Source organism: Corallococcus sp. AB049A, assembly GCF_003668885.1.
In the GTDB taxonomy this organism is placed as follows: Bacteria; Myxococcota; Myxococcia; order Myxococcales; family Myxococcaceae; genus Corallococcus; species Corallococcus interemptor.
In genome coordinates this window covers 1-21,187 of sequence record NZ_RAWL01000065.1, presented here as the reverse complement: position 1 = coordinate 21,187, position 21,187 = coordinate 1, and the positions used below count along the sequence as shown (strand labels likewise).

At 69.6% G+C, this 21,187-nt stretch carries 21 protein-coding genes; 11 read left to right on the top strand and 10 right to left on the bottom strand.

Going from position 1 to position 21,187, the window contains the following annotated elements; all coding sequences use genetic code 11:
* From D7X55_RS10075 to D7X55_RS10065, 3 genes are all read left to right on the top strand, one after another.
* Positions 1-759 (top strand): DUF5953 family protein, encoded by a 759-nt coding sequence (locus tag D7X55_RS10075; protein ID WP_120548729.1) that lies wholly within the window; start codon positions 1-3, stop codon positions 757-759.
* Between the two features lie 40 nt (positions 760-799).
* Entirely contained in the window at positions 800-1,168 is a 369-nt protein-coding gene (locus D7X55_RS10070; protein ID WP_158616220.1) for a DUF2019 domain-containing protein, read from the top strand.
* Positions 1,169-1,543: 375 nt separating this feature from the next.
* Positions 1,544-1,813 (top strand): hypothetical protein, encoded by a 270-nt coding sequence (locus D7X55_RS10065; RefSeq protein WP_147442752.1) that lies wholly within the window; start codon positions 1,544-1,546, stop codon positions 1,811-1,813.
* Positions 1,814-1,817: 4 nt separating this feature from the next.
* On the opposite strand, the gene D7X55_RS10060 is transcribed toward D7X55_RS10065, so the two are convergent.
* Positions 1,818-2,183: a helix-turn-helix domain-containing protein gene (locus D7X55_RS10060; RefSeq protein WP_120548725.1), complete on the bottom strand. Its 366-nt coding sequence runs from the start codon at positions 2,181-2,183 to the stop codon at positions 1,818-1,820.
* 119 nt (positions 2,184-2,302) lie between these two features.
* On the opposite strand from D7X55_RS10060, the gene D7X55_RS10055 reads away from it, so the two are divergent.
* The 3 genes from D7X55_RS10055 to D7X55_RS10045 are packed head-to-tail and all read left to right on the top strand — an operon-like array spanning position 2,303 to position 5,434.
* Positions 2,303-4,105 (top strand): serine/threonine-protein kinase, encoded by a 1,803-nt coding sequence (locus tag D7X55_RS10055; RefSeq protein WP_121722933.1) that lies wholly within the window; start codon positions 2,303-2,305, stop codon positions 4,103-4,105.
* 25 nt (positions 4,106-4,130) lie between these two features.
* Positions 4,131-5,042: a DUF2381 family protein gene (locus D7X55_RS10050; RefSeq protein WP_121722932.1), complete on the top strand. Its 912-nt coding sequence runs from the start codon at positions 4,131-4,133 to the stop codon at positions 5,040-5,042.
* A 32-nt stretch (positions 5,043-5,074) separates the two neighbouring features.
* Entirely contained in the window at positions 5,075-5,434 is a 360-nt protein-coding gene (locus D7X55_RS10045) for a DUF2019 domain-containing protein (protein ID WP_120548722.1), read from the top strand.
* Positions 5,435-5,438: 4 nt separating this feature from the next.
* Here the strand turns inward: D7X55_RS10045 and D7X55_RS10040 are convergent, their stop codons facing one another.
* Positions 5,439-6,185 (bottom strand): hypothetical protein, encoded by a 747-nt coding sequence (locus D7X55_RS10040; RefSeq protein WP_121722931.1) that lies wholly within the window; start codon positions 6,183-6,185, stop codon positions 5,439-5,441.
* A 172-nt stretch (positions 6,186-6,357) separates the two neighbouring features.
* Between D7X55_RS10040 and D7X55_RS10035 the strand changes: the two genes are divergently transcribed.
* Positions 6,358-7,848: a hypothetical protein gene (locus D7X55_RS10035; protein ID WP_121722930.1), complete on the top strand. Its 1,491-nt coding sequence runs from the start codon at positions 6,358-6,360 to the stop codon at positions 7,846-7,848.
* Between the two features lie 7 nt (positions 7,849-7,855).
* Here the strand turns inward: D7X55_RS10035 and D7X55_RS10030 are convergent, their stop codons facing one another.
* Positions 7,856-8,560, bottom strand: a complete 705-nt coding sequence (locus D7X55_RS10030; RefSeq protein WP_120548719.1) for a hypothetical protein — start codon at positions 8,558-8,560, stop codon at positions 7,856-7,858.
* Between the two features lie 254 nt (positions 8,561-8,814).
* Here D7X55_RS10030 and D7X55_RS10025 point away from each other — a divergent pair, with 254 nt between their 5' ends.
* Positions 8,815-9,360, top strand: coding sequence for a hypothetical protein (locus tag D7X55_RS10025; protein ID WP_147442751.1), 546 nt, complete (start codon positions 8,815-8,817; stop codon positions 9,358-9,360).
* Here D7X55_RS10025 and D7X55_RS10020 read toward each other — a convergent pair.
* Positions 9,357-9,959 carry a 2OG-Fe(II) oxygenase gene (locus D7X55_RS10020; RefSeq protein ID WP_121722929.1) on the bottom strand — a complete coding sequence of 201 codons (603 nt, stop codon included), beginning with the start codon at positions 9,957-9,959 and terminating at the stop codon, positions 9,357-9,359. The genes D7X55_RS10025 and D7X55_RS10020 overlap by 4 nt on opposite strands.
* 95 nt (positions 9,960-10,054) lie before the next feature.
* On the opposite strand from D7X55_RS10020, the gene D7X55_RS10015 reads away from it, so the two are divergent.
* Positions 10,055-10,672 carry a DUF4230 domain-containing protein gene (locus D7X55_RS10015; RefSeq protein ID WP_120548716.1) on the top strand — a complete coding sequence of 206 codons (618 nt, stop codon included), beginning with the start codon at positions 10,055-10,057 and terminating at the stop codon, positions 10,670-10,672.
* Positions 10,669-11,172, top strand: a complete 504-nt coding sequence (locus tag D7X55_RS10010; RefSeq protein WP_120548715.1) for an O-acetyl-ADP-ribose deacetylase — start codon at positions 10,669-10,671, stop codon at positions 11,170-11,172. Before D7X55_RS10015 ends, D7X55_RS10010 begins: the two co-directional genes overlap by 4 nt.
* Positions 11,173-11,246: 74 nt before the next feature.
* On the opposite strand, the gene D7X55_RS10005 is transcribed toward D7X55_RS10010, so the two are convergent.
* Positions 11,247-12,491 carry a tetratricopeptide repeat protein gene (locus tag D7X55_RS10005; RefSeq protein ID WP_121722928.1) on the bottom strand — a complete coding sequence of 415 codons (1,245 nt, stop codon included), beginning with the start codon at positions 12,489-12,491 and terminating at the stop codon, positions 11,247-11,249.
* 40 nt (positions 12,492-12,531) lie between these two features.
* Positions 12,532-14,580 (bottom strand): response regulator, encoded by a 2,049-nt coding sequence (locus D7X55_RS10000; protein ID WP_121722937.1) that lies wholly within the window; start codon positions 14,578-14,580, stop codon positions 12,532-12,534.
* A gap of 175 nt (positions 14,581-14,755) precedes the next feature.
* Between D7X55_RS10000 and D7X55_RS09995 the strand changes: the two genes are divergently transcribed.
* Positions 14,756-15,541 carry a DUF2270 domain-containing protein gene (locus D7X55_RS09995; RefSeq protein WP_121722927.1) on the top strand — a complete coding sequence of 262 codons (786 nt, stop codon included), beginning with the start codon at positions 14,756-14,758 and terminating at the stop codon, positions 15,539-15,541.
* Between the two features lie 24 nt (positions 15,542-15,565).
* On the opposite strand, the gene D7X55_RS09990 is transcribed toward D7X55_RS09995, so the two are convergent.
* From D7X55_RS09990 to D7X55_RS09975, 4 genes are all read right to left on the bottom strand, one after another.
* Positions 15,566-16,135 (bottom strand): GNAT family N-acetyltransferase, encoded by a 570-nt coding sequence (locus D7X55_RS09990; RefSeq protein WP_120548711.1) that lies wholly within the window; start codon positions 16,133-16,135, stop codon positions 15,566-15,568.
* A 38-nt stretch (positions 16,136-16,173) separates the two neighbouring features.
* Positions 16,174-16,452, bottom strand: coding sequence for a DUF1778 domain-containing protein (locus D7X55_RS45745; protein ID WP_368666504.1), 279 nt, complete (start codon positions 16,450-16,452; stop codon positions 16,174-16,176).
* 386 nt (positions 16,453-16,838) lie between these two features.
* A complete protein-coding gene (locus D7X55_RS09980) occupies positions 16,839-18,743 on the bottom strand; it encodes a HEAT repeat domain-containing protein (protein ID WP_121722926.1) in 1,905 nt (634 codons plus the stop codon).
* A 91-nt stretch (positions 18,744-18,834) separates the two neighbouring features.
* The gene (locus tag D7X55_RS09975; protein ID WP_121722936.1) at positions 18,835-21,018 is read right to left on the bottom strand and encodes a hypothetical protein; all 2,184 of its coding nucleotides are present in this window, start codon (positions 21,016-21,018) and stop codon (positions 18,835-18,837) included.
* Positions 21,019-21,187: the final 169 nt, after the last annotated feature.

Here is a 21,187-nt window from a genome sequence, read left to right as displayed (position 1 = left end):
ATGCCAGCGTCAAGTGAAGCCCTTGGCATCGTGGTCTATGCCCCGGCCCTGGAGAGCGAAGACAGCCGCCCGGCAGCGGTCATCCACGCCATGGAACAGGCGCTTCCCGGTGTGCGCCTTGAGTGGACGGTCTCACGTGAGAACCAGCTTGTCGTACTGCCACAGCGCGACACCTGGCTTGCCGAGGCCAGGGCGGATGGTGGCTTTCCGCTCCTCTGCAACAACGATGAGACGCATCCCGTGATGATTTCGGCCCGGGAACGTCCGGCCATGCCTGGCCCCAGCGGACATGCGATCCTCGAAGTCCATGCGAGCATTCCATGCGACGCAGGAGGCATCGCGGCGGCATCTCGTGTGTTGGAGGGGATCGCGGAAAGTGCTCGGGCGTCGTGGGGACACGCTTCGCCAAAGGGCTTGAGTTCGGAACTCGCCAGACAGATGCGCCACTCGCCCCAAGGTCCCGAGCGTTCACCCCGCGGCCTCCCCATGCTCAAGCTGCCCTGGCACATCCGCACACCGGCCGTGCCCTACCATCTGGGATGGCTGAACTACTGGTCGGCCGCTGCCGCGCGCGCCATCGGGTTTCCGGACCCGGGCCGGGATGCGGACCTGCTATCACGCGCACGGCACACGTCGACGGGTGGGTGGGTCGTGCAGCTCACGGATGCACCGCTCGATCTCGGTGATGCCCCCCATCTCGAAACGCTCCTGCGAACCTATGAGCGTTTCCCCGGGATTGGCGGCCGCGCGGAGCCGTGAAAGTCCCACCACCCGATCTATCTGGATTCGGGGGCACTCCATGAAGCATGAGTCGGTGAAGCAGGCCTCTATTCCTGAATTGGCGGCGGCCTTCGAGAAGGCAGCAGAGCTGCACGGACAGGCGTCGATCGAAGGGAAGCACCGGGCTGCCAATGCGCAGTACGCCAACCTCAGCGCCGCGGGGCGGGAGTTGCGCACGCGAGGAGAAGACGGGCGTTCGGCGCTGACACAACTGCTGCGGAGCAGCAATCCTCGCGTTCGCCTCTGGGCCGCATCTCATGCCCTCGACTTCGCCCCAGAGCTCGCGGAAGCAGAATTGGAGCATCTGGCCCAGGGGCCCGCAGGCTTGGTGAGGCTCGACGCGGAGATGACCCTCAGCGAGTGGCGGGCCCACACTCGCTCTGACTGAACCTTTAAAGTCCCAAAAACTTGGACTTTTTAAGTCATCCATGTCGAGACTCCCGAATGGCGCCGCCGCGCCTGGCCCTGGCCCCGAGGAGTTCATGCCCACGTCTTCCCCTGACAGCGAGCCTGCGCGCTCCCGGGCCGCACCGTTCCGCCATGTCTTGCCGCCCACGCCCGGCCGGCCCCGGCCCCTCTTCACCATCGATGGCGTCCGCTACGAGGCCATACGCGAGTTGGTGCGGATGCAAACCGGAGAAGTGCTGATGCTCGCCCGTCGCATTCCGGAGCGTGGCGCCCACCTGTCCGGACTCTGCTTCGTGCGGCGGCTTGCCAATCCCTCCACCACTCCGCGACGCACGCGGCTGGGTGCGGAGATCCAATGGAGATCGAGGCGGCAGTGGGACAGCTCTCACCAGACGTGAAGCACCTGCTGCACATGGCACTGCGAGCAGCGCCTGAAGAGCGGTTCGCCACGGCAGCGGACCTGTGCGACGCCCTGCGCTCAGCCCTGGCCAGACGGCACCCGGGGTATGGACGCCAGGAGGCCGCCGACGAAGTGGCTCAGCTGCTGGCGGAGGGCCGCGTGCGCCGGGACGTGGTGGAGTTTGGCGAGGGCGGCCTCTTCGAGGAAGACCCGGCGGAAGCGTAGCGCCTCAACGTGCCAGGGCGGAGGCGACATGGAGGAGTGCATCCAGCTTCTCTGCGTCCAGCTTGCGCGCGAGGTGCAGCAAGCGCCGCAGGTCCGGCGCGCCGTCGTCTTCCCGAGGCGACTGCTTCTTCGAACCCTTGCGCACCTCGCCCGTCGGGGTCAGGCCCAACATCGTTTCAGGGGAGACGCGCAGTTCCCGGCAGAGGCGGTAGAGGGACGGGACGCTTGGCAACATCTTGCCGCGCTCCAGGCGGCTATAGACGGGGTGCACCAGCCCGATGCGCTCGGCGACTTCAGCCTGCGTCAGTCCCAGATGTTCGCGGGCGGCGCGTGCCGCCATGCCAATGGTGATGCCGAGTTCTTCATTCATGGAGGGCGCACAGCGTATCCGAGATATCCGCTTCGGGGCCCTCGCCCGCCGGATGGCGTTCGGCCCCCTTCGTGAGGAGGCCGCATGCGAAAGCGACAGGAGCCCGGAATGATGACGCCATGAGGCCGCCACCCGCCATCCTGGTCCCTGGGGCGGAGGTGCTGGGCTACACGGTGGAGCGCCAGCTGGGACAAGGTGGCTTCGGCACAGTGTATCTCGCGCGCAACGCGGGAAAGCCATTCGCCTTGAAGCTGCTGCACCTGCCGCGTGTCGGCGAGCGGGTGGAGCGTGAGGTCTCCATCCTCCTGAAGCTGCGCCACCCTCACGTCGTGGGCCTCCAGGGCTACGGGCTGTGGCCCCCAGGTGAGCCGCGCTTCGCGGTCATTGTCATGGAGTACGTAGATGGGCGCAGGCTGGACGTCTGGGCCCATGAGGAAAATCCCTCCGCGCGGCAGGTGACGCGGGTGTTGCTGGACGTGGCACGGGCGCTCGCCGCGACACACGCGGCGGGGGTACTGCACCGGGACGTGAAGGAGGCCAACCTCATGGTGCGCGCCTCGGACGGCCTGGCCAAGCTGGTGGATTTCGGGATTGGCGACTACACGGGGGCGCGCGACCTGACGGCGGACATCCTCCCGCCGGGAACACCGGAGTACCGCGCGCCCGAAGCGTGGCGGTACTTCCGGCAGCATGCCCGGGTCCTCGGGGCCCGCTACGTGGCGAGCGTGGCGGATGACCTGTGGGCGCTCGGCCTCGTCTTCTATTGGCTGCTGACGGGGCGCAAGCCTTTCGATGGCGAGGACGACCCAAGCTTCATTGAAGCCGTGCTCACCCAGACGCCCGCGTCTCCGCACGATGCGAACGCGCGCGTGCCTCTGGCACTGAGCGATATCTGCATGCGCCTGCTGGAGAAGACGCCCGAGGCGCGCACACCGAGCGCCTTCGCCGTCGTGTCCGCGCTGGAGGAAGCAACGCGGGACTCGGATGCAGCGTGGGACGTGCCCTTGTGCGATGCCTTCGGCGAGGACACCGCGACGACGGAGGGTGAGCAGGACAGCTTCGAGAAGTGGCGGAACCGCCCCCGGCACAGGCCCCGGCGCGGCGTGCGTGCGCCGCTGTCACGGGCTGAGGCGCCGACGGTGCAGGGAACGACCGTGAAGCCACGACGTTCCCTCCAGGGATGGGGGGTGTTGGTGACGGTCCTGGCGCTGGTCGCGATAGGTGCGCTGCTGCTGCATGCGATGGCTCGATTCCCTGGGGTGTCCACGCTTCGTCAGGAAGTAGCGCTGGCTGACAAGTCGCATCAATCTGGCCGGGCCGCGGCGCCCAGCGGGCCTGAGGCCACCGCCGCGGCCGTCGCTCTCCCCGCGATGCTCCAGGAGGTTGCCACCACCGTGACGACGCAGATGCCAGAGACTCGCCCTCAACCCTTCTCGAAGCCCACGAAGAAGGTTCGGAGTGCCTTGACCCGCGCGGCGGGCGTAGCGGTCTGCACGTCGTTCCTGGGATGTCCCGGTCCGCAAGTGCGCCCGCCTCCGCCCCCCGAGCCGTGTCCGGTGGGAGCAGTGAAGGCCATGGAGGCGAGGAACATCGACATGGGAGACAGGCACGAGGCCCTCTTCGTTGTTGCGACGCCACATGTCATCGCGGTGCGCGAAGGGCCCGCCCAGTTGATCCTGGCCGGCCCCTGGGGGGACCTGCCGAGCAATACGGAACTGTCCGGCCGGCTCATTGTCCGGGACCGCGTCTATGGGCGCCTGACCTGGGCGACGACGCGCAAAGGGGACAGCTTCCCCATCTGCATGGAACTCCTCGCGGAGGAGGGAGACCGGGGCATGGCGCGAGAGCCTGGGGATGACTCGCCATCAAGCGCCCGGATCTACACGACCGCACGAGTGAAAGTGGTGCGTGAGTTCGAGTAGCAGTCCTGCCTGGAGACACCGCCGAGTGCCTTCTTCATCGTTCGTCGTCCTCCTGGGGCTTGTCTTCACCAGTGCGGCAGCACCCGCCCAGTCCGATTTCTCCGCCTCAACTCCTGGCGCGCGTCGTATCGAACTGCATCCTGAGGGGAGCCCTGCCGTCTTCGAAATCGTGGTCAGCGCGGGACTCTCCACGGGCATCTATTTCGACTCGGACCTGATGCGCGATGGCATTGAATTGGAAGGGCGGGAACGCTTCACCTTGCTGGATGTGGGGCAGGCCACCCTCCGCCTGGTTCCCTCCTCGCGCGTGATGCCAGGTGAGCGATTTCGCCTCTTCGTCCGGTTCAAGGACGGCGCAGCACCGCTGAGCGCATCCTTCCTTCTGCGAGTGCACCCCGCGAAGGCGGATCCCCTCATCGAGGTCTATCGCGCGAAGCGGACAATCGAGACCTATCAGCAGGAAGCCACCGAACTCCGCTCGGAGTTGATGCACTGCCAGCAGGAGAGTTCGCGACTGAGGGCCGAGCATGACGCACCTGGAGGGCTCGCGGGCCTCCTCGCCATGGGCATTTTGGATGAGACTGGCATCGCCGCACGGCTGGTGACCAAGGACGTGCTCAAATCATCCGGGAATGCCCTTGCGGCGACCTTCGTCACCACCTTTCGAGCAAAGAAAGGAGTTGCCGTAGCGGTCCACCTGGCAACGAAGGCGGGGGATCAACCCTGGAGTGCGAAGGGAGCAATCCTTCGGAGCAAGTCTGGAGCGGAGCTGAAGGTGCTCCGGGTCTGGCAGGAACAGCCCATTCCCATGGCTGAACTCCGGCGTATTGTGGTCGAGGCCGAAGCGCCGGAGGCGAGCATTCAAGGGCCGTACTCGCTCACGCTCTGGGAGGACGGCCCCCGCACCGTCACGTTGGGCAACGTGGCGTTCCCATAGTCACGTCCCAGCATTATCGCCGACTGCGAACCATGAAGCCGGAAGACCTTCAGAAGCTCGTCGCGAAGTTCGAGCAGCATGCGGCGGCACAAACGGACGCCATCTGGCGAGGAGACGCGAAAGCCGCAAACAAACACGCGGATGAATCCATCGCAGCCTTCAAACTGCTGAGAACGCAAGGCGATGCAGGACGGGATGCGCTCGCGACCCTCTTCACCCACCCACGGATGGAGGTTCGAACGGCAGCGGCGGCGCTGCTCCTGCGGCATCGGACCGCCGAAGCCAGGGCCGTGTTGGAGGAGGCCGCGAAGGGGAAGGGGTTGATCCCCTTTGAAGCACAGGAAGCCCTCAAGCGCTGGGAAGAAGGAACCTGGTCCCTGGATCCGGCTTGAGCGCCTACGCCCCACCGCCCTGCCAGATCAGCATCCCCATCACGCCCACGTCGCGGGCTCCTCCCGTGTGGAGCCTCCAGGGCACCGCCACTCCGAGCTCCAGGGACTTCAGCGGACGCGCCATCAACCCCGGTGACAGGAGCAGGGTGGAGGTGCCGTCCTCGTCCCTCCAACCCGCCTCCACCATGGGCCGCAGCGGGCCCAGGGCCAGCACCGCTCCAGCCGCGATGTCCGGGTGGAGCTCTCCTTCCAGTCCCCGCACCCCGGGCAGCTCCTCCGCCTTCAGCTGGAGGTTGAAGCCCAGCGGCCCCACGTCCTGATACGCCAACAGGTACGGCTCGAAGCCCGGGCGGAACCGGTCGTCCCGGAAGTCTCGCGTGGCCTCCAGGTCCATGCCCAGGCTCAGCGTGAAGCCGCGGCGTCTGTCATTGACCAATGCCAGCCCGATGCCCGCCTCCGCCGTGTCCAGCCCTCGCGGATCCTCCGGCGTCGTCAGCGCCACCTTCAGTTCCACCTGCACCCGGTCGCTCAGGCCGTACTCGGCTTGCATCGGCAGCTCGAAGCGCGTCTCGCCGTCCTGACGCGTCCACTCCAGCCCCGTGCCCAGCTGCACCTCGCCCCGCTGCTGCGGCGGTGCGCCGTCTCCCAGGAAGAACTCCTGTACCCGCCCCTCCACCCCTTCCGCCGCCATCGCGGGCAACGACAAGAGGCCCAGGAGTCCCACCGTGACGAGCTGCCGTCCGTTCGCCATGTCAGCAGGGTGAACACGGCCTTGCTCCAACGGGCCCCTCCTCCGTGCCTCCCACCGCCCGGCTGCCTGCCTGCTTCAGGAATACGCCAGGGCGCCCAGGCCCCGCGTGGAGGCTTGCATCACCGCGCGTGAAGGTGGCAAAGCCCGGGCTCCTCCTCCTTCGAGAACGACCATGCCCTTCCCCTCCGCTCGACACACCGTGGCCCTGCTGGCCCTGGGCCTCACCGCCTGTGGCGGCAAGGACGTGCGTCCCGTCACCGACCCCTGCGTGGAGAGCACCAGCGCGGATCCGGCCAGCGGGACGTGCGCGCCGCTGCGCTTGCAGTGCGCGCAGGACCTGGGCGGCTTCAACACGGACCGCTACGTCTGGCGCGACCGCGACTGCCACGTTCGCTCCGTGTCGCTCGTGCGCAACGACGCGGCGGACCCCGCGGGCTGGAATGGCGGCTACATCCGCCGCTACACCTACGAGGTCTCCGGCGCCCAGCGCGTCTGCGACGGCCAGCACCCGGAGGTGCCCGGCTGGGGCATGGTCACCAGCCACCTCAAGGAAGGCCAGACCTGGGGCGCCTGGACGCAGGACGTGCGCGGCACCGGCCGCGTCGTCTTCAAGGGCGCACACCACGCGCTGCATGAGCTGAAGTGGCCCCTGTCCCTGGACGGCCACGTGGTGCAGGTGACCGTGCAGTACCTCTTCGCCACCGGCCGGGACCATCCGCTGTACGCCATCACCCACGACGCGTCCGGCTTCCCCGCGAACCAGATTGAAGCCGACGTGCGCTCGCCCTACGGCGACCTGGGCTTCGACGGAAACGCCAACACGGACATCGCCGGCCTGGGCTGGGGAGACCGCTACCGCTTCGTCACCCTGTCCTCCCCCGTGACGATGAACACCGGCTGGGACTACCGCGAACCCAACGTCGTCCCCTACACGCGCATGTGGACCGCCGCGCCGGACGCGGAGATGGGCGCCGTGCAGACCCAGACGTGGGAGCAGAAGCCCGCGGGCGGCTACTGGCTGTACCCGGAGTGGGGCACGCGCCACGCCAATGGCCCCATGCCCGTGGACTACAACTGGCCCTACCAGCTCAACCAGTACGAGCTGCCCTCCGTCACCAACTCCCACCGGCTCGCGTGGGGCAGCAACTTCGGCGCGGTGGGCCTCTCCCAGTACCCGCGCCTGGGCGACGACGGCGTGATGCTCTCCGGCCACCCCTACCAGAGCTACTCCGTCTTCATGGTGCTGGGCACGCACACGGCAAGCCCCGTGCTGTCGCTCGTGTCGGAGGTGGAGGCGTGGCAGGGCGTGAAGCTCACCGCCTCGGAAGGCACCGTGCGCACGCGCGGCCCGGGCGGCGTGGGCCGCTCGGACTCCGTCACGTACGACGTCCCCGGCTACAACCCCGTCTACGCCACGTGGGAGGCGGACGCCGCCTCCAACCGCGTGACGCTGGCGTTCGACACGGCGGGGCGCACGCTCGCGCACCCCATGCTGGTGGTGCACGGCTACACCGCCACCACCGCGCCCGGGAAGGTCTCACTGGACGGCCAGGCGCTCACCCCGGGCACGGACTACTTCGCGTCCGTGGACGCCGAGGGCAAGGCGCTCTGGCTCACGCTCCAGCGCGACCTGAAGGGCTCCTCCACCCTGAAGGTCGAGTAGCCGCGGGTCAGTCCGCGGTGCCGCTGCCGCCGTAGCCCTGCGGGGCCTGCGAGCGCAGCCGCTGCCACTCGGCGCGGGCGTCCTGCTCCACGCGCTTCTGGTCGTCCACGCGGCGCCGGGCGTCCTCCACCTCGCGCTTGGCGTCGGCGACGGCGGCCATGAAGTTCGCCTCGGACATGTCCCTGGCGCGCACGTCGCCGCTCTTCTCCAGCGCCTGGAACTGGGCCAGGTTGAGCTCCGCGTCCGCCACCTTCAGCTCCGCGTCGCGCAGGTCCTTCTCCGCCCTGGCGGTGTCCGTCTTCTTGTCGTGCCAGGACACCTCGGCGTCGGCGGCGGCGCGGCCGGCCTCGGCGCCCTGGAGCTTGGACTGGGCCTGCGCGATGGGGCTCTGCTGGCCGGTGGCCTCGGCGGCCTTCACCGCGGCCTTCTCCGCCTCCATGCGGCTCTTGGCGGCGTCACCGTTGCGGCGGGCCACCTCCGCGGCGCGCTCCGCGTCGCGCACCGCCACCTCGGCGCGCGTCACGTTGTCGGCGGCCTTGGTGCGGGCCAGCTGTGCCTCACGCACCTCGCCCAGCTGATCCTCGGGGACCCGCGCCATCATCGCGTCGTCCACGCGAGAGGCCTTCGAGCTGCTGCAACCAGCGAGGAACGTCATGGACGCCCCCAACGCCAGTCCCACCACCCAGTGACGCTTCGTCCTGTTCTGGAACATGTTCTCGATCCCCCGTCCAAAGATGACTGGGGAAGAACCTAGACACGGCCCTGCGGGGCGACAGGCGTCACGGACGACACCGTTCCCAATGGAATCCGTCCGGGCCCAAGACGGCCGAGGAGCAGGCAGGCTCCGGCCCATTTCCCGCCCATGCCGTTGCCGTCCGGGACTTTCGTCACGGTGGATGTCCCAACCCGGACGGGGTGCGTGTCTCAAGGGCGCGCGGACGACGCGCCACCAGGGAGAGGGACGACATGAAGCGAACCGGATGGGGATTCGTGCTGGGAACGGGCTGCGCGCTGATGGTCGCGGCCTGCGGCGCCGGGCCGGATGAATCCGAGGACATGGAGGGCACGGAGTCCGTGAAGATGAGCATCTCGCTCGCGGGGGACGCGTGCGGCGTCTTCTCGGCCGCGGCGACCGTGAGCGCGCCGGACCTTCCGCCCCCGTCTCCGCAGTACCTCAACGTGGGCAATGGCTACATCGAGGGCTACCTGTTCAACATCCCCGTCGGGCCCCGGCGCATCGTGGAGGTCAAGGCGTACAACCGGATGGGGCTGGAGGTGTACGCCGGTGCCACGGCCGTGGACGTGTACGAGGGCTCCGTCGCGTACGCGCAGCTCCAGCTGAAGCGCAACCCGCAGAACTGTCCGGGCGGCGGGACGGGCGACATCTACATCATCGGCTCGCTGGAGGGCACCGGCCCGGGCCAGGACGGGGGCCCGGCCTACGACGCGGGCCCGTGGCCGACCTACGACGCGGGCGTGTACGACGCAGGCAGCGCGTTCGACGCGGGCTAGGTGCCCCGGCCGTAGAACCACGCGGTGAGGGCCAGGCGGGAGGCGTGGGCGGGCATCACCTCGTGCTCCAGCCGCTCGCTGAGGAACACCACCAGGCGGTCCAGCACCGGCGCCACCTCCACGGGGGCTCCGGTGTCCTCCGGGAAGAGGCGCAGCACGCCGCCGTGCTCCGGCTTCCAGTCCGCGTTCGCGTACCAGATGGCGGTGATGCGGCGGTTGGACCGGCCCGGGAACGCGTCGCGGTGGCGGGCGTAGTGCGCGCCGCCGCCGGGATAGCGGGCCAGCTGCACGTCGAAGCGCCCCAGCCCCAGGTACGCGCCCGCGGACACGGCCTCGCCCAGCGCCTGGAAGCGGTGCCACAGGGCTTCGAGCTCGGGGGTCGCTCCGGGCAGCACCCACTCGATGTGGTCTCCACGCACGGAGGTGTCGAGCGTGTGGTCCGCGCCGCGCCGGATGCCCGCGGGCTTCAGCGTCCCTGCATCTATTCGCGCGAGCGCCGCGGCTCTCACCGCCAGCGCCCGCGCTTCGCCAAGGAAGGCGTCTCGCACGAAATATCCGTGCGAGCTCAGCGCCTCCACCTCCGAGTCCGTCAGCTCCACCGTGGGCCGCTCCTTTCCGAGCGCCTGTCCGGAAGCCTGCGCCCATACGCTGCCCCAGAACGCCCCTGTTCCGGAAGCGGGTAGACTTCCGGCCCATGGCGAAGAACGTCTCGCGAGCGCTGTCCCTCCTCGCCGCGGTCGCGCTCGGCGCGCTGGCGGCCTGGGTGCTGCTGCGTCCCGCGTCTCCCCGGCTGCCGGACTCCGCGACGGTGGTGGAGCAGATGCGGGAGGTGGCCCGGCTGGAGACCCTGGACGTGTCCCTCTACAAGAAGGTCACCTTCACGCCGGAGCCGCAGGCCACGGACGCGCTGTGGAAGGACGTGCTGCTCTGGGCCAGCTACACGCTCCAGAACCCGCACGGCCGCGCCATCGTGTTCGCGGACGCGCACCTGGGGTTCGACTTCCAGCGCTTCGACGCGAGCCACCTGCACGCGGTGGGCACGCGCGTGGACGTGCTGTTGCCGCCGCTGCAAGTGACGGTGGCCCTGCGGCCCGGGGAGACCGAAATCATCGACTCCAACCTGGACAGCGCGCAGACGGCGCAGCTGCTGGAGAAGGCGCGGCTGGCGTTTGAAAAGGAGGTGCGTCAGGACCGGCGCCTCCAGGAGAAGGCGCGTCAGTCCGCGGAGCGCTCGCTGCGGGGGCTGTTGCTCACGCTGGGCTTCCGCGAGGTGCGGTTCGTGGAGACCCTACCGGTGGGGAGCGCGGGATGACGGAGCGGCTGGAGCTGATTCAGGGCGACATCACGAAGGTCACGGCGGACGCCATCGTGAACGCAGCGAACTCCGCGCTGTCCGGAGGCGGCGGCGTGGACGGTGCCATCCACCGCGCGGCGGGGCAGGAGCTGCTCGCGGAGTGCCGCACGGTGGGCCGCTGTCCCACGGGTGAGGCGCGTATCACGAAGGGCTACCGGCTGCCCGCGGCCCACGTCATCCACGCGGTGGGCCCCTCGTGGTGGGGCGGGGACCGCGGCGAGGACGAGCTGCTGGCCTCGTGCTACCGGAGCACGTTCGCGCTGATGGAGCAGCACGGGCTGCGCACGGTGGCCTTCCCCGCCATCTCCACGGGCGCCTACGGCTTCCCCATCGAACGGGCCGCGCCCATCGCGCTGCGGGAGATCCGCGCGGCCCTGGAGCGGCGGCCGGAGCTGGAGCGCGTCACCGTCGTGCTGTTCAGCGAGAGGGATTTGCAGGTGTATCAGCGTGCGTCATAGGGCGGGCCCACCTCTTCCAGAGCCCAGGCCCCTGCCGCGATCGGGCTAGGGTTCAATAGCGTTGATGGTGACGGTCATGTCCTGCTCCTGAGGACGTCTCCGTCCAGGACGAACGCCCCGGGCACCCCGTCTGGAGCGTGTCCCAATCCAGCCAGCCTCCGCGCGGATTCACCGTCCGACTCACGGCACAGCAGCGCGACTTCACGGCGTCCCAGGCTCACGCACAGCGGGCCTCCGCCCGTGGCGGCCTCCAGCCTGCGGCGCTGGGCCTTGGTGAGCAGCCGCGCGCCGTCGTGTCCGTCTCCGCCCGTCACCGCCCAGATGCCGGAGAATGCCTCCGCCAGCCGCACCTCGCCCTGGTCGATGACGACGGGGCGCACGTCCGCGGGCCGCAGCTCCAGGTTGTGCCACGCCGCCGCGTCCACCGCTTCGGCCGTGAGCCCGGCGTCCTTCAGCGCGGAGACCGGCAGGTAGCGCACGAACTCCGCGTCCTCCAGCACGTAGAAGACCTCCAGCCCCGCGGGCCCCGGACGGAACAGCGCGCCCTGCGTCCCCGCCACGAAGCCCCGGGGCCGCAGCACCGGGCGCAGCGCTTCAAGAGACACACCGACGGACAGACCGCCCAGCCGTGAAGCCAATGCCTCCACGTGCGCGGTGAGCCCCTGCGTGCCCGGCGCGTCACGGTACGCGGCGTACAGCGACCCCACGTCCACGCGGCCCACGCCTCCCGAGGCCAGCTTCACCAGCAGGTCGCGGCCCTGGCGCCGGAAGCCCACGCCCGCTCGGCCCAGCGCGGCGGTGAGCGCGGCGGTGAACTCCGGGCGCAGCACCTGCTCCTCGGGCGCGGGCAGCGGAGGCAGGTCCGCGGCCTCCAGCTCCGCGCGCAGCAGCTTCGCCTCCGCGTCGAAGGGGTCCCGCTCCACGGCCTCGGCCACGTAGGCGCGAGCCCGAGCGCCCTCCCCCTGCCGCAGCGCGAGCACGGCCAGGACCTTCAGGGCCTCCGGATCGCCAGGGCTCAGGACCAGAGCCTCGCGCAGCTCGGCCTCCGCCTCGCGGTGCCGCTCCAACCCCAGCAGCGCTCGCGCGAGCCCCAGGCGCACCTGGAGGTCCTTGGGGAAGTCACGCCGCAGGGTCTGCATGAGCGGCAGCGCTTCCCGCTCCGCGTCCGCGTTGACCAGCGCATGCGCCAGGGTGAGGCGCAGCGTGGGGCCGGGCGTGCGCGCGGCCTCGGCACGCAGCGCCTCCAGCTCCGCCGCGCCGAGCACTTCACCCGCCTCCACCTTGCGGCGCAGGCGCTCCAGTTCCGCCGGGGAAATCACGCGCGGACTCTAATGGTCCATGCCCGGAGCGCCCAGCCCCTCAATGGGTCGCGTCGTGCAGGTCCGTCTGCCCGGCGGGCTCGTCCTCGCCCCGGAGTTGAGAGAGGAAGTCGTCCAGGGCGCCCACGTCGATGGGCTTGCGGAAGACAGCGTCCACCTGCGCGAGGTTCGCGCGGTTCTGTCCCCGCACGTCCATGCCGGTGACGATGGCCAGCAGCGCGTGGGGCGTGCGCTGCCGCAGCTCGCGCGCCAGCTCCCAGCCCGTCATCTCCGGCATCACCGCGTCCAGCAGCGCGGCGTCGTACGGATTCTTCTCCCACATGTGCTGGGCCACGTCCGGGCTGTGCGCCACCTGCACGTCGTAGCCCTCCTCGCCCAGCACCTCCGCCATCATCCGCGCGTTGTCCAGGTCGTCGTCCACCACCAGCACGCGGCGCGCGCGCTGGGGCACGCGTGGCATGCGTCCCATCGCGGGCGTGGGCTGCGGCCCGGTGCCAGGCATGGGAGAGGGCTCCAGGGCCTCGCTGAAGCGCGGCAGCCGCACGATGAAGCTCGCGCCCGAGCCGTCGCGCCGGTTCTCCACCGTCAGCTCTCCGCCCCAGCGCTGCACCTGCGTGCGCGCCACCGCCAGGAACAGCGAGAACTGCGGCGCCCCCGGGTCGCGGCGCAGCGGATCGAAGAGGCCCGCCAGCTCATCCTGCGTGTAGGGCCGTCCCCCGTCGTCGATGCGCAGGTCCAGCCAGTCCCCTCCGGCCGGACGGGAGTGGACCACCAGCGTGCCGCCCCCCTCCATCCGGTCGCGCGCGGACAACATCAGGTTGACGATGAGCTCGCGGAAGAAGCCCGCGTCCGCCTTCACGCCCCAGGGGAAGCCCAGGTCCAGCTCGGTGTGCACCGGGTGCTCGCGCTGCTCCAGTTCGCCCCGGGCCAGCTCCAGCGCCTCGCGCACCGTCTGGTCCACCGGCACGTTGGCCAGGCGCTCCTCGGTGCGCTGCACGCTGAACTCCTGCAGCCGCGCCACCAGCTCGCCAATCTGGCGCACCGTCTTGTCCAGCGAGTCCACGTGCTCGGGCTTGTACTCGCGCCGCAGCAACGTGATGCGCAGCCGCAGCACGTTGAGGAAGTTGTTGAGCGCGTGCGCGGCGCCGCTCGCCAGCTGTCCCAGCGCCTGCTGCCGGGTGCGCCGCAAGAGCTGTCCCTGGAGCCTGCGCACCTCGTCGTGCGCGTTCTCCAGGGCCTTGGTCTTCACGGCCGCCTCCGTGCGGTCGCTGAAGGTCTGGATGACGCCGGCGAGGACCTGGTCCTCCTCCCACACCGGCGTGGCGCTCATCTCCAGCGTGGCGTCCCCGCCTCCGGGGCGCTCCACCTGCATCATCACGCCGCGCACCGGGGCCTTCTCCCGCAGCGCGCGCAAAAAGGGCATGTCCTGCACCTTGAAGGGCTCTCCCGTGGGGTGCCGCGCGTTGACCTGCGAGAGCACGGGCCCCAGCGTGCCGGCGGCGCGCGCGCCCACCACCGCGCGCATGGGCACGCCCATCAGGCGGCTCACCGGCGGCGAGGCGAAGGACACCATGCCGTCCGTCTCCGCCAGGAGGATGCCCACCTCCACGTGGTTGAGCACCGACTCCATCACCGCGGCCTCGCGGAAGCGCACCTCCTCCGTCTTGAGCACGCGCGCGTAGGAGGCTTGCGCGGACGCGTCCGCCTCCCACACCAGCTCCGACACCAGCTCCGCCACGTCCGCGTGGATGATGCCTCCGTTGCGGCGCGCATAGACGTAGAGCAGCACCTCCTGGAGCGACTTGAACTCGCGGGTCAGGTCCTCCGGTTCGAAGTTCTGGTCGTACCGGAAGGCCCCGTGCGAGCGCACCACCTCCGGCCACAGCCGCACCGCGTCCTCGCCCCGGTCCTGGAGCAGGCGGGCAAGCTCATCCAACAGATGGCGCAGCGGCGCGCGCAGGTCCCGGCCGGGGACCTCCACCTCGTACGTCTCCGCGCGCAGGCGCTTGGACCACAGGCGAGTGATGCGCTCGCCCTCGTCCGAGAGCAGGCCTGACAGCGCGGCGATGGCGTCATGGGAAGAAGGCACGCTCAAGGGGGCACGATGCGCACGCCCCGCTCGCCCGGCCACCCGTCCCCCGCTCACTCGCGGCGCGGCAATGTCCGGCGCTCCACACGAGGCGCTTCCCTCATGGGCACCGGTCGCTCGCCTGCCCGGCCGCCCTGGCCGCGAGGAGCGGCCGTCCCCACCTTCCCCGGCACGGATGAGCACGAAGGAGCACAGGAAGAACGACCTGGAGCAGCCCGAGATCTCTCAGCAGGCCATGGCGCAGCTCTTCCGTGGCGAGCTGAGCCGCTCGGACACGTGGCGCACGCGTCTGGACACGACGACGAACTGGGCGCTCACCACGACGGCGGCGGTCATCTCCTTCGGCTTCGCGACGCCGCAGAGCTCGCACGTCACGTTCCTGGTGGGCATCTGGATGGTGGTGTCCTTCCTGCTCATCGAGGCGCGGCGCTACCGCTACTACGACCTGTGGAACCGCCGGGTGCGCCTGTTGGAGGACGGCTGGTGGGCGCCGATGCTGCGGCGCGAGCCGGTGGATCCGGACGCGCTGCGCGAATTGGCGGTGGAGATGTCCCGGCCGCAAATCCAGCTGTCGCTGCTGTCCGCCATCGCGACGCGGCTCAACCGCGCGTACGGGCCCATCCTCATCGTCCTGTTGGTGACCTGGTTCTTCAAGGTCTACAGCCACCCGAGGCCACCGCGAGACTTTGGGGACTTCTTGGACCGTGCGCACGTGGCCTGGATTCCCGGCCCGGTGGTGATGGCCTCGCTGGTGTTCCTCACCGTGGCGGCGGCGTACCTCTTCACCGCGTCCTTCTTCATCCGGGCGCCGCTGGGCGAGCTGCGCACCCGTCCCCGCGGACGCCGGGCCGCGCTCTGGGAGGCCTTCTACCGGCCCTACGCCATCCAGCGCCGCAAGCGCCCGAGGCCCCCGGGCGCGCGAGCCAGCACGCCGCGCCCGCCGGCCCCGTTCGAGCACTGAAGTCGTGGACGTGGCAAACGAAAGCTAGAAGGCCTGCTGTTCTGCGGCGAGCAGGACCTTCATCGCGATCAACATTTTTCGCGGCCAGGACTGCTGATCAGGAAGCACCTCATACCCGTACTTCGAATAGAAGGCCTGGGCGTGCTCATCCTTGGCATCGACGATGATCGCCACACCTCCACCCTGGCGGCTTATCTCCATCGCGCGCAGATGAGCGTCACCCAGCAATGACTCGCCAATGCCAAATCCCCGGCAAAGACGATGACGTGCAAGCCGACCAATCAAGACCGCAGGATAGGCCCGGTAACTTGGCATCCGCTTGCTGCGAGTCACCTGACGAAACGTGTCAGAGGAAACTTCGCAAAGGGCCAGTGTATAGAACCCTAGAACAGGCGGTAGGTCAGGGCGTTCCTCTGGACGCGGCAGTACCCAGGTCCGGTTGACGTCAGCCTCGTTGTTCTGGCCTGCGGACTCGCGGAAAAAGCGATTGAGCTCTTCATGCTCGCACTCGAAACCACTTCTCCCATCCATGCGAGTCCGCAGCCGAAACGGAGGCAGGGCAAGAGCCTGCGAAGCAGAACCAGACGAGGGCATGAGTGCCCGCGGTTCTAACTTGTTCTCCTGGGAATCAGCTAGCGACCAGACAAGCGCCGCTTGCGCACCAGCGCCAACAATGCCTCCGTTGGCTTGGAGGGGGCGTCAATGACTTCGAGGAACCTACCGAAGTCGCGCTCGGACAGGACGATACGCTCCGATTCAGCGGCCTTCACATCTGTGGCCACGCCTTGTTCATGACGTGCCACCGTCTTGAACTTGCGGCGGGCATGTGTCCCGAGTCGTCCCGAACTCTTCCAGCCAGCGGTCCTGATCAGGAGCCCACAGAGATTCCGCAGAGACTCTGAGCTACTCATGATGAGCTGCAGCCTTAGTGACATCTGTTCGCTCCTCCATGAGTGCGGCGCTGGAATTCATTCCAACGCGGATCGATCGTCGACGATATCGGTCGAACAATAGACGCGCGGCCATGGTCGCGCAAGACACGCGCGCCTGCCGTGTCGAATGAATCCGACGCGAGACGTCGGACTTCCCAGGAATATTCCCGGACGCCCCACCCGCCTGGCCCCTTGGTACAGGGTGCTGCCTTCTCTCTTCTTCGGGAGAATTCGGCATGGGTCCTACTGACTCACAGAGACGTTCGGGAATTGCTATCCAAACAGGACTCAGCCTTGCCTCCAGTCATGCCCAGGTTTCCAACCCGAGCCGAAAGGTCAAGAATTCGCCAAGGAAAGCAGCTACGTCAGCCGCTCACCTGCGCCATCAGCGCCATCACCCGCGCTCGCGTGGGGGCCTGGAGGTCCGGCCGCACCGCGATGGCCTGGAGCATCTGGAAGACGGGCGTGCCGCCTTCCAGGTGCTGCGCCGCGACGGCCAGCAGCGCGGGCTCCTCGCCTGGCGCCAGCCCTCCGGCCACCACCCAGGCCCGCAGCTGCTCCAGCGCGCCCGCGTCCAGGGTGCGCGTGTTCAGCGCGTCCAGCAGCGCCCGCTGCACGCCCCGGTCCTTCTCCGTCGCCAGCGCGTCCAGCAACAGCCGCGTGGCCAGTTCCTGCGGCGCGGCGCGCAGCGCGTCCGCCGCCGCGGCCCGCACGTCCGGGGACCCATCGCGCAGGTGCGGCGGCACCACGTCCACCAGCCGCTCCGCCCGCGTGCCGCCCATCGCCCGCAGCGCGTGCGCGCGCGCCTCGTCCCCGGAGGCCTGCGCCACGGCGGTCTCCAGCGTCCGCACCGCGGCGCGCGCCTCCGCCGACTCCGGATCCAGGTGCGAGGACCAGACGCCCAGCGCGTAGGACGTGGCCCGCTCCACCGGGACGTCGTGCTCCGTCCGGGCGCGCTCCAGCAGACCGTTGATCATCACGCCCGTCTCCGGCTCCGGCTTCGTCAGGAACCCCGCGCGCTGCACCATCATCACGTACGCGCCCGCGTGCTCCCGGGCCTCCGGCGACTGGAGGAGCGTGCGCAGCGTGGCCTGCGCCTGCGCGTGGCCCGCGCCCACCAGCAGGTCCAGCATCAGCTCGCGCATGGCGGGCTTCGTGCCCGGCTTCAGGAACAGGCGCGTCAATTCCTGGCAGCGCTTCGGCTCCAGCGTCAGCGCCGCGATGGCCCTCCGCGCGAACACGTCCAGGCCCGCGATGGCGTCCGGGCTGCCGGCGTCCTCCAGCGTCTCCAGCAACTCATCCACCGTCATGCCGTCCGCCTGGCCGCGCAGCGCCGCCGTCTCCGGATCCAGCTCGAAGGCAATCTGCGACGGCGTGCGCACCACGAGCTTCTGTTCGTCCGAAGGCGGCAGGGGCTGCATCTCCCGCGACTGGTACTTCAGCCGCAGGCGCAGCCGCTTGGACAGGAGCACGCGCCCGTCCGTGCCCAGCGCGTCCAGCACCTCGTCCTGGGTGATGGCGACGAGGCGCCCTTCCGCGTCGCGGTCGAAGGTCGTGAGCGAGCCCAGCTCCTGCTTCGCCACCGTCGCCGAGCCCGCCGCGCGCAGGCTCTGGTAGCGCGTCCTCCGGCGCGTCAGCCGCGAGCTGTCCCCGGGCTCGAAGGCGAACGCCGCCTCCACGTCGCCCGTCTGCGTGGACTCCGTGGTGGTCCAGGACGCAGCGTCGCGCAGCTCGGAGGGGAACAGCTCCGCCGCCAGCGTCTGCGCGAACTGGCGGAACAGCGGCGGCTCCGCCTCGGAGAAGCGCACCGCCTGGAGCGCGCCGCGCGCATCCAGTTCCAGCCACGCGCTGGCGGTGTCCGGCAGGTGGGCCTGGAGCGCCGCCGCGTCGGGCAGCAGCGCCTGTCCGGAGAGGACGGCCTCGTGCCGCGCCAGCCGGCGCAGCGTCAGGCGCAGCCGCGTGCCCGTCGCGCGCGTCTCCAGCGCCTGGAGCGTCAGCTCACCCTCCAGGTGCAGCACGCCCTCCAGCTCCTGGGCCTTCGCGTCCTGCGCCGGCATGGGCAGCGCCACGCGCGTCAGGTCATCCCAGACGAGGTGGAACGTGTGCGCCTCGCCCACGCGCCAGCGGAACAGCGGCAGCCGGTGGGAGGACTCCGCGGCCTGCACCGTCGCGGCGGACGGGGATGACTCGGACAGCCAGAAGGGCAGCGCCCCCAGGCACACCAGGGCACCCAGGCCAGCCACGCCACGAACGAGGGTCGAGCGACGCATGAAACACTCCGGAAGAAAGTCGAAGGAAGAAGGCGAACCACTCCCCGGGGCCGTGGACACAAGCCCCGGGGTCATGCGAGCCGCGCGCGGCTCAGTAGAGCTGCGCGAGCGGCAGGTAGTGCTGGTCGTTGAAGAGCTGCGTGCTGGTGCCGATGCCCTGCCACGACACGATGGGGAACTCGCCCTTCAGGAAGCCCAGCTCCGCGAACAGGGAGAGCCGTCCATCCAGCGAGCGCAGCGTGAAGTTCAGGCTGGTGCCCAGCCCCAGGAACAGCGTGTTGGGGTTCGTCGGGTGCGAGGGCGAGCTCAGCGCGACGCCGATGCGGCCCTGGAGCGGCAGCTCGAAGCGCAGGATGGTCAGCGTGCCGCGGACCCCAATCTGGAGGCCCGGGATGCCGATGGCCAGCGACACGAAGCCGTTGGCGGACGCGTAGGGCCCGATGTTGCCCAGCAGGTCCAGCGTGATGAGGTTGCGCGCGCAGTCACGGCCCAGGGCGCCGCCCATCGACGCGACGATGCCCACCTCCACGGACAGGCCGCCGCTCACCGTCACGGGGATGAACCACACCATGAAGGTGGCGCTCGCCTTGGCCGCGTCCTTGTCCACGAAGGGCTTGCGCTCCACGAAGGTGAAGCGCGCCGGGTAGGACTGGTCGAACGTGAAGATGGGGTTGCCCAGCACGCGCGCGCTCAGCTCCGCCCGGATGGCCGAGGGCTGCGTGGACGCGCGGCCCGTCAGGTAGGCCACCTCCGTGCGCGTCGGGCTGAACACGTTCGCGTAGAGCCCCAGCTCGCTGAAGATGGCGGCGTTGGTGTCGCACCAGTTGCCGGTGAACGCGGAGCCGGGCGTGGACATCTCCCAGCCCGCGCGCAGCGAATAGCCGCCGCCGAAGTTGTCGTCACCCGCGTAGCCGCCCGCGGAGAAGTCCTGCCCCTGGCGCTTGGTCATGGTGACCGGGTTCGTGGGCGGCTGCTGATTCGCCGCCTGCTGCGCCAGGTACTCCGCCAGGATGCGGGAGTAGTAGGCCACCAGCGTCGGGTTGAGCGTGTAGTCCTTCTGGTCCAGGCCCTTGATCTTCAGCCGGTCCGCGTTGCGGATGAAGCTCTCCACGCCGAAGTCGTTGCCGGTGACGGTGAGGCACTGGCGCAGGTCCGCCTCGCGGCGGGGCACCATGACCGCGTCCACCATCGCCTTGTAGCGGCGGGGGCTCCAGTCACACGCCGTGGTCTTGTCCGTGACGAGGCAGCCCTCGGCGTCCGCCTTCACCAGCAACGTCTCCAGCTGCTTGTCCATGCCGTAGAGCTGCCCGGCGGTCTTCTCGTCCAGCTCCACCGTGCTGAAGTCGCGGCTGCGCAGCATCTCCGACTCGCGCTGCCAGCTGGCGTAGGCGGCGTTGCGCCGGTCCAGAAGGGCGGAGAAGGCCTCCTGGCGCTGCTGTGAGTCGTTGAGCACGTCGTCCGCGAACTTGCTCAGCGCCTTGCTCTGGGTCTGGTGCCACGCGTCCGAGGGCAGCACCCACTGGCGGGCCTCCACGTTGTTCGCCTTCAGCGCCGCCTCGGAGGTGAACGCGTAGGGCTTCGTGTTCTTGGGGTACGGGCCCGGCACGAAGCGGAAGTACGCGTTCTTCTCCACGCGCGTCTTGCCGTCCCAGAGGGGCGCCTGCTTCACCCCGTCCTTGCTGTACAGCGTGCGCTCCGCGATGCCCCCGGAGCCATGGGCCGCGTTGAACAGCGCGCGGAAGTCGTCGCCGAAGCGGCCCGCGTTCTGCTCGAAGCGGCTGTAGTCGTAGTGCTTCTCGTGCACGTACTCCTGGCACGAACGCTCCAGCACGCCGTTGGCGTCCCACTCCTGGCGCTGCTTGTTGTACGCCGCCTCCAGCTTCGTGAGGCTCTTGTAGTCCTTGCGCGCCAGCACCTGGCCGCGCTGCACCTGCCCCACGACGGACTCATCCGAACCGGAGAACAGCGTGTTGAGGACGGCGTTGGGCTGCACGGCCACCGTCTCCACGCCGCCGCCCATGCTGGCCGGCAGGAGCGCGGTGCGCCTGGGCGCGGCCGTGTAGCGCGCCTTCCACTCGGACTCCATCAGGCCCTGACAGTACGCGTCGGTCTCCTGGCCGCACGCGGACGCGCGGTAGTCCACGTTGGAGCACTCGGCCAGCGTGGGCTGGGGGCACGGGGCCGCCAGCGCCTGGGGCGCCACCAGCGCCGCGGTGGACAGCACGGCCCAGCGCACGGGGCGCGGCAGCCGGAAGGGGGTTCTGCGCATGCTCATGGGAAGCCTCGTCTCGGGGAGCGCACGGGCCAGCAGGGCCCGGACGCCGCCGCCCTTGAGCACGAGGCGTGCCGGGGCCCTTCCCCCCCGGCGCCAGAGGGAGCGCCCCGCGGCGTGAGGACGCACAGGCCACAAACGGCGGGGAGCGCCGTTGCCCTCGGGGCAACGA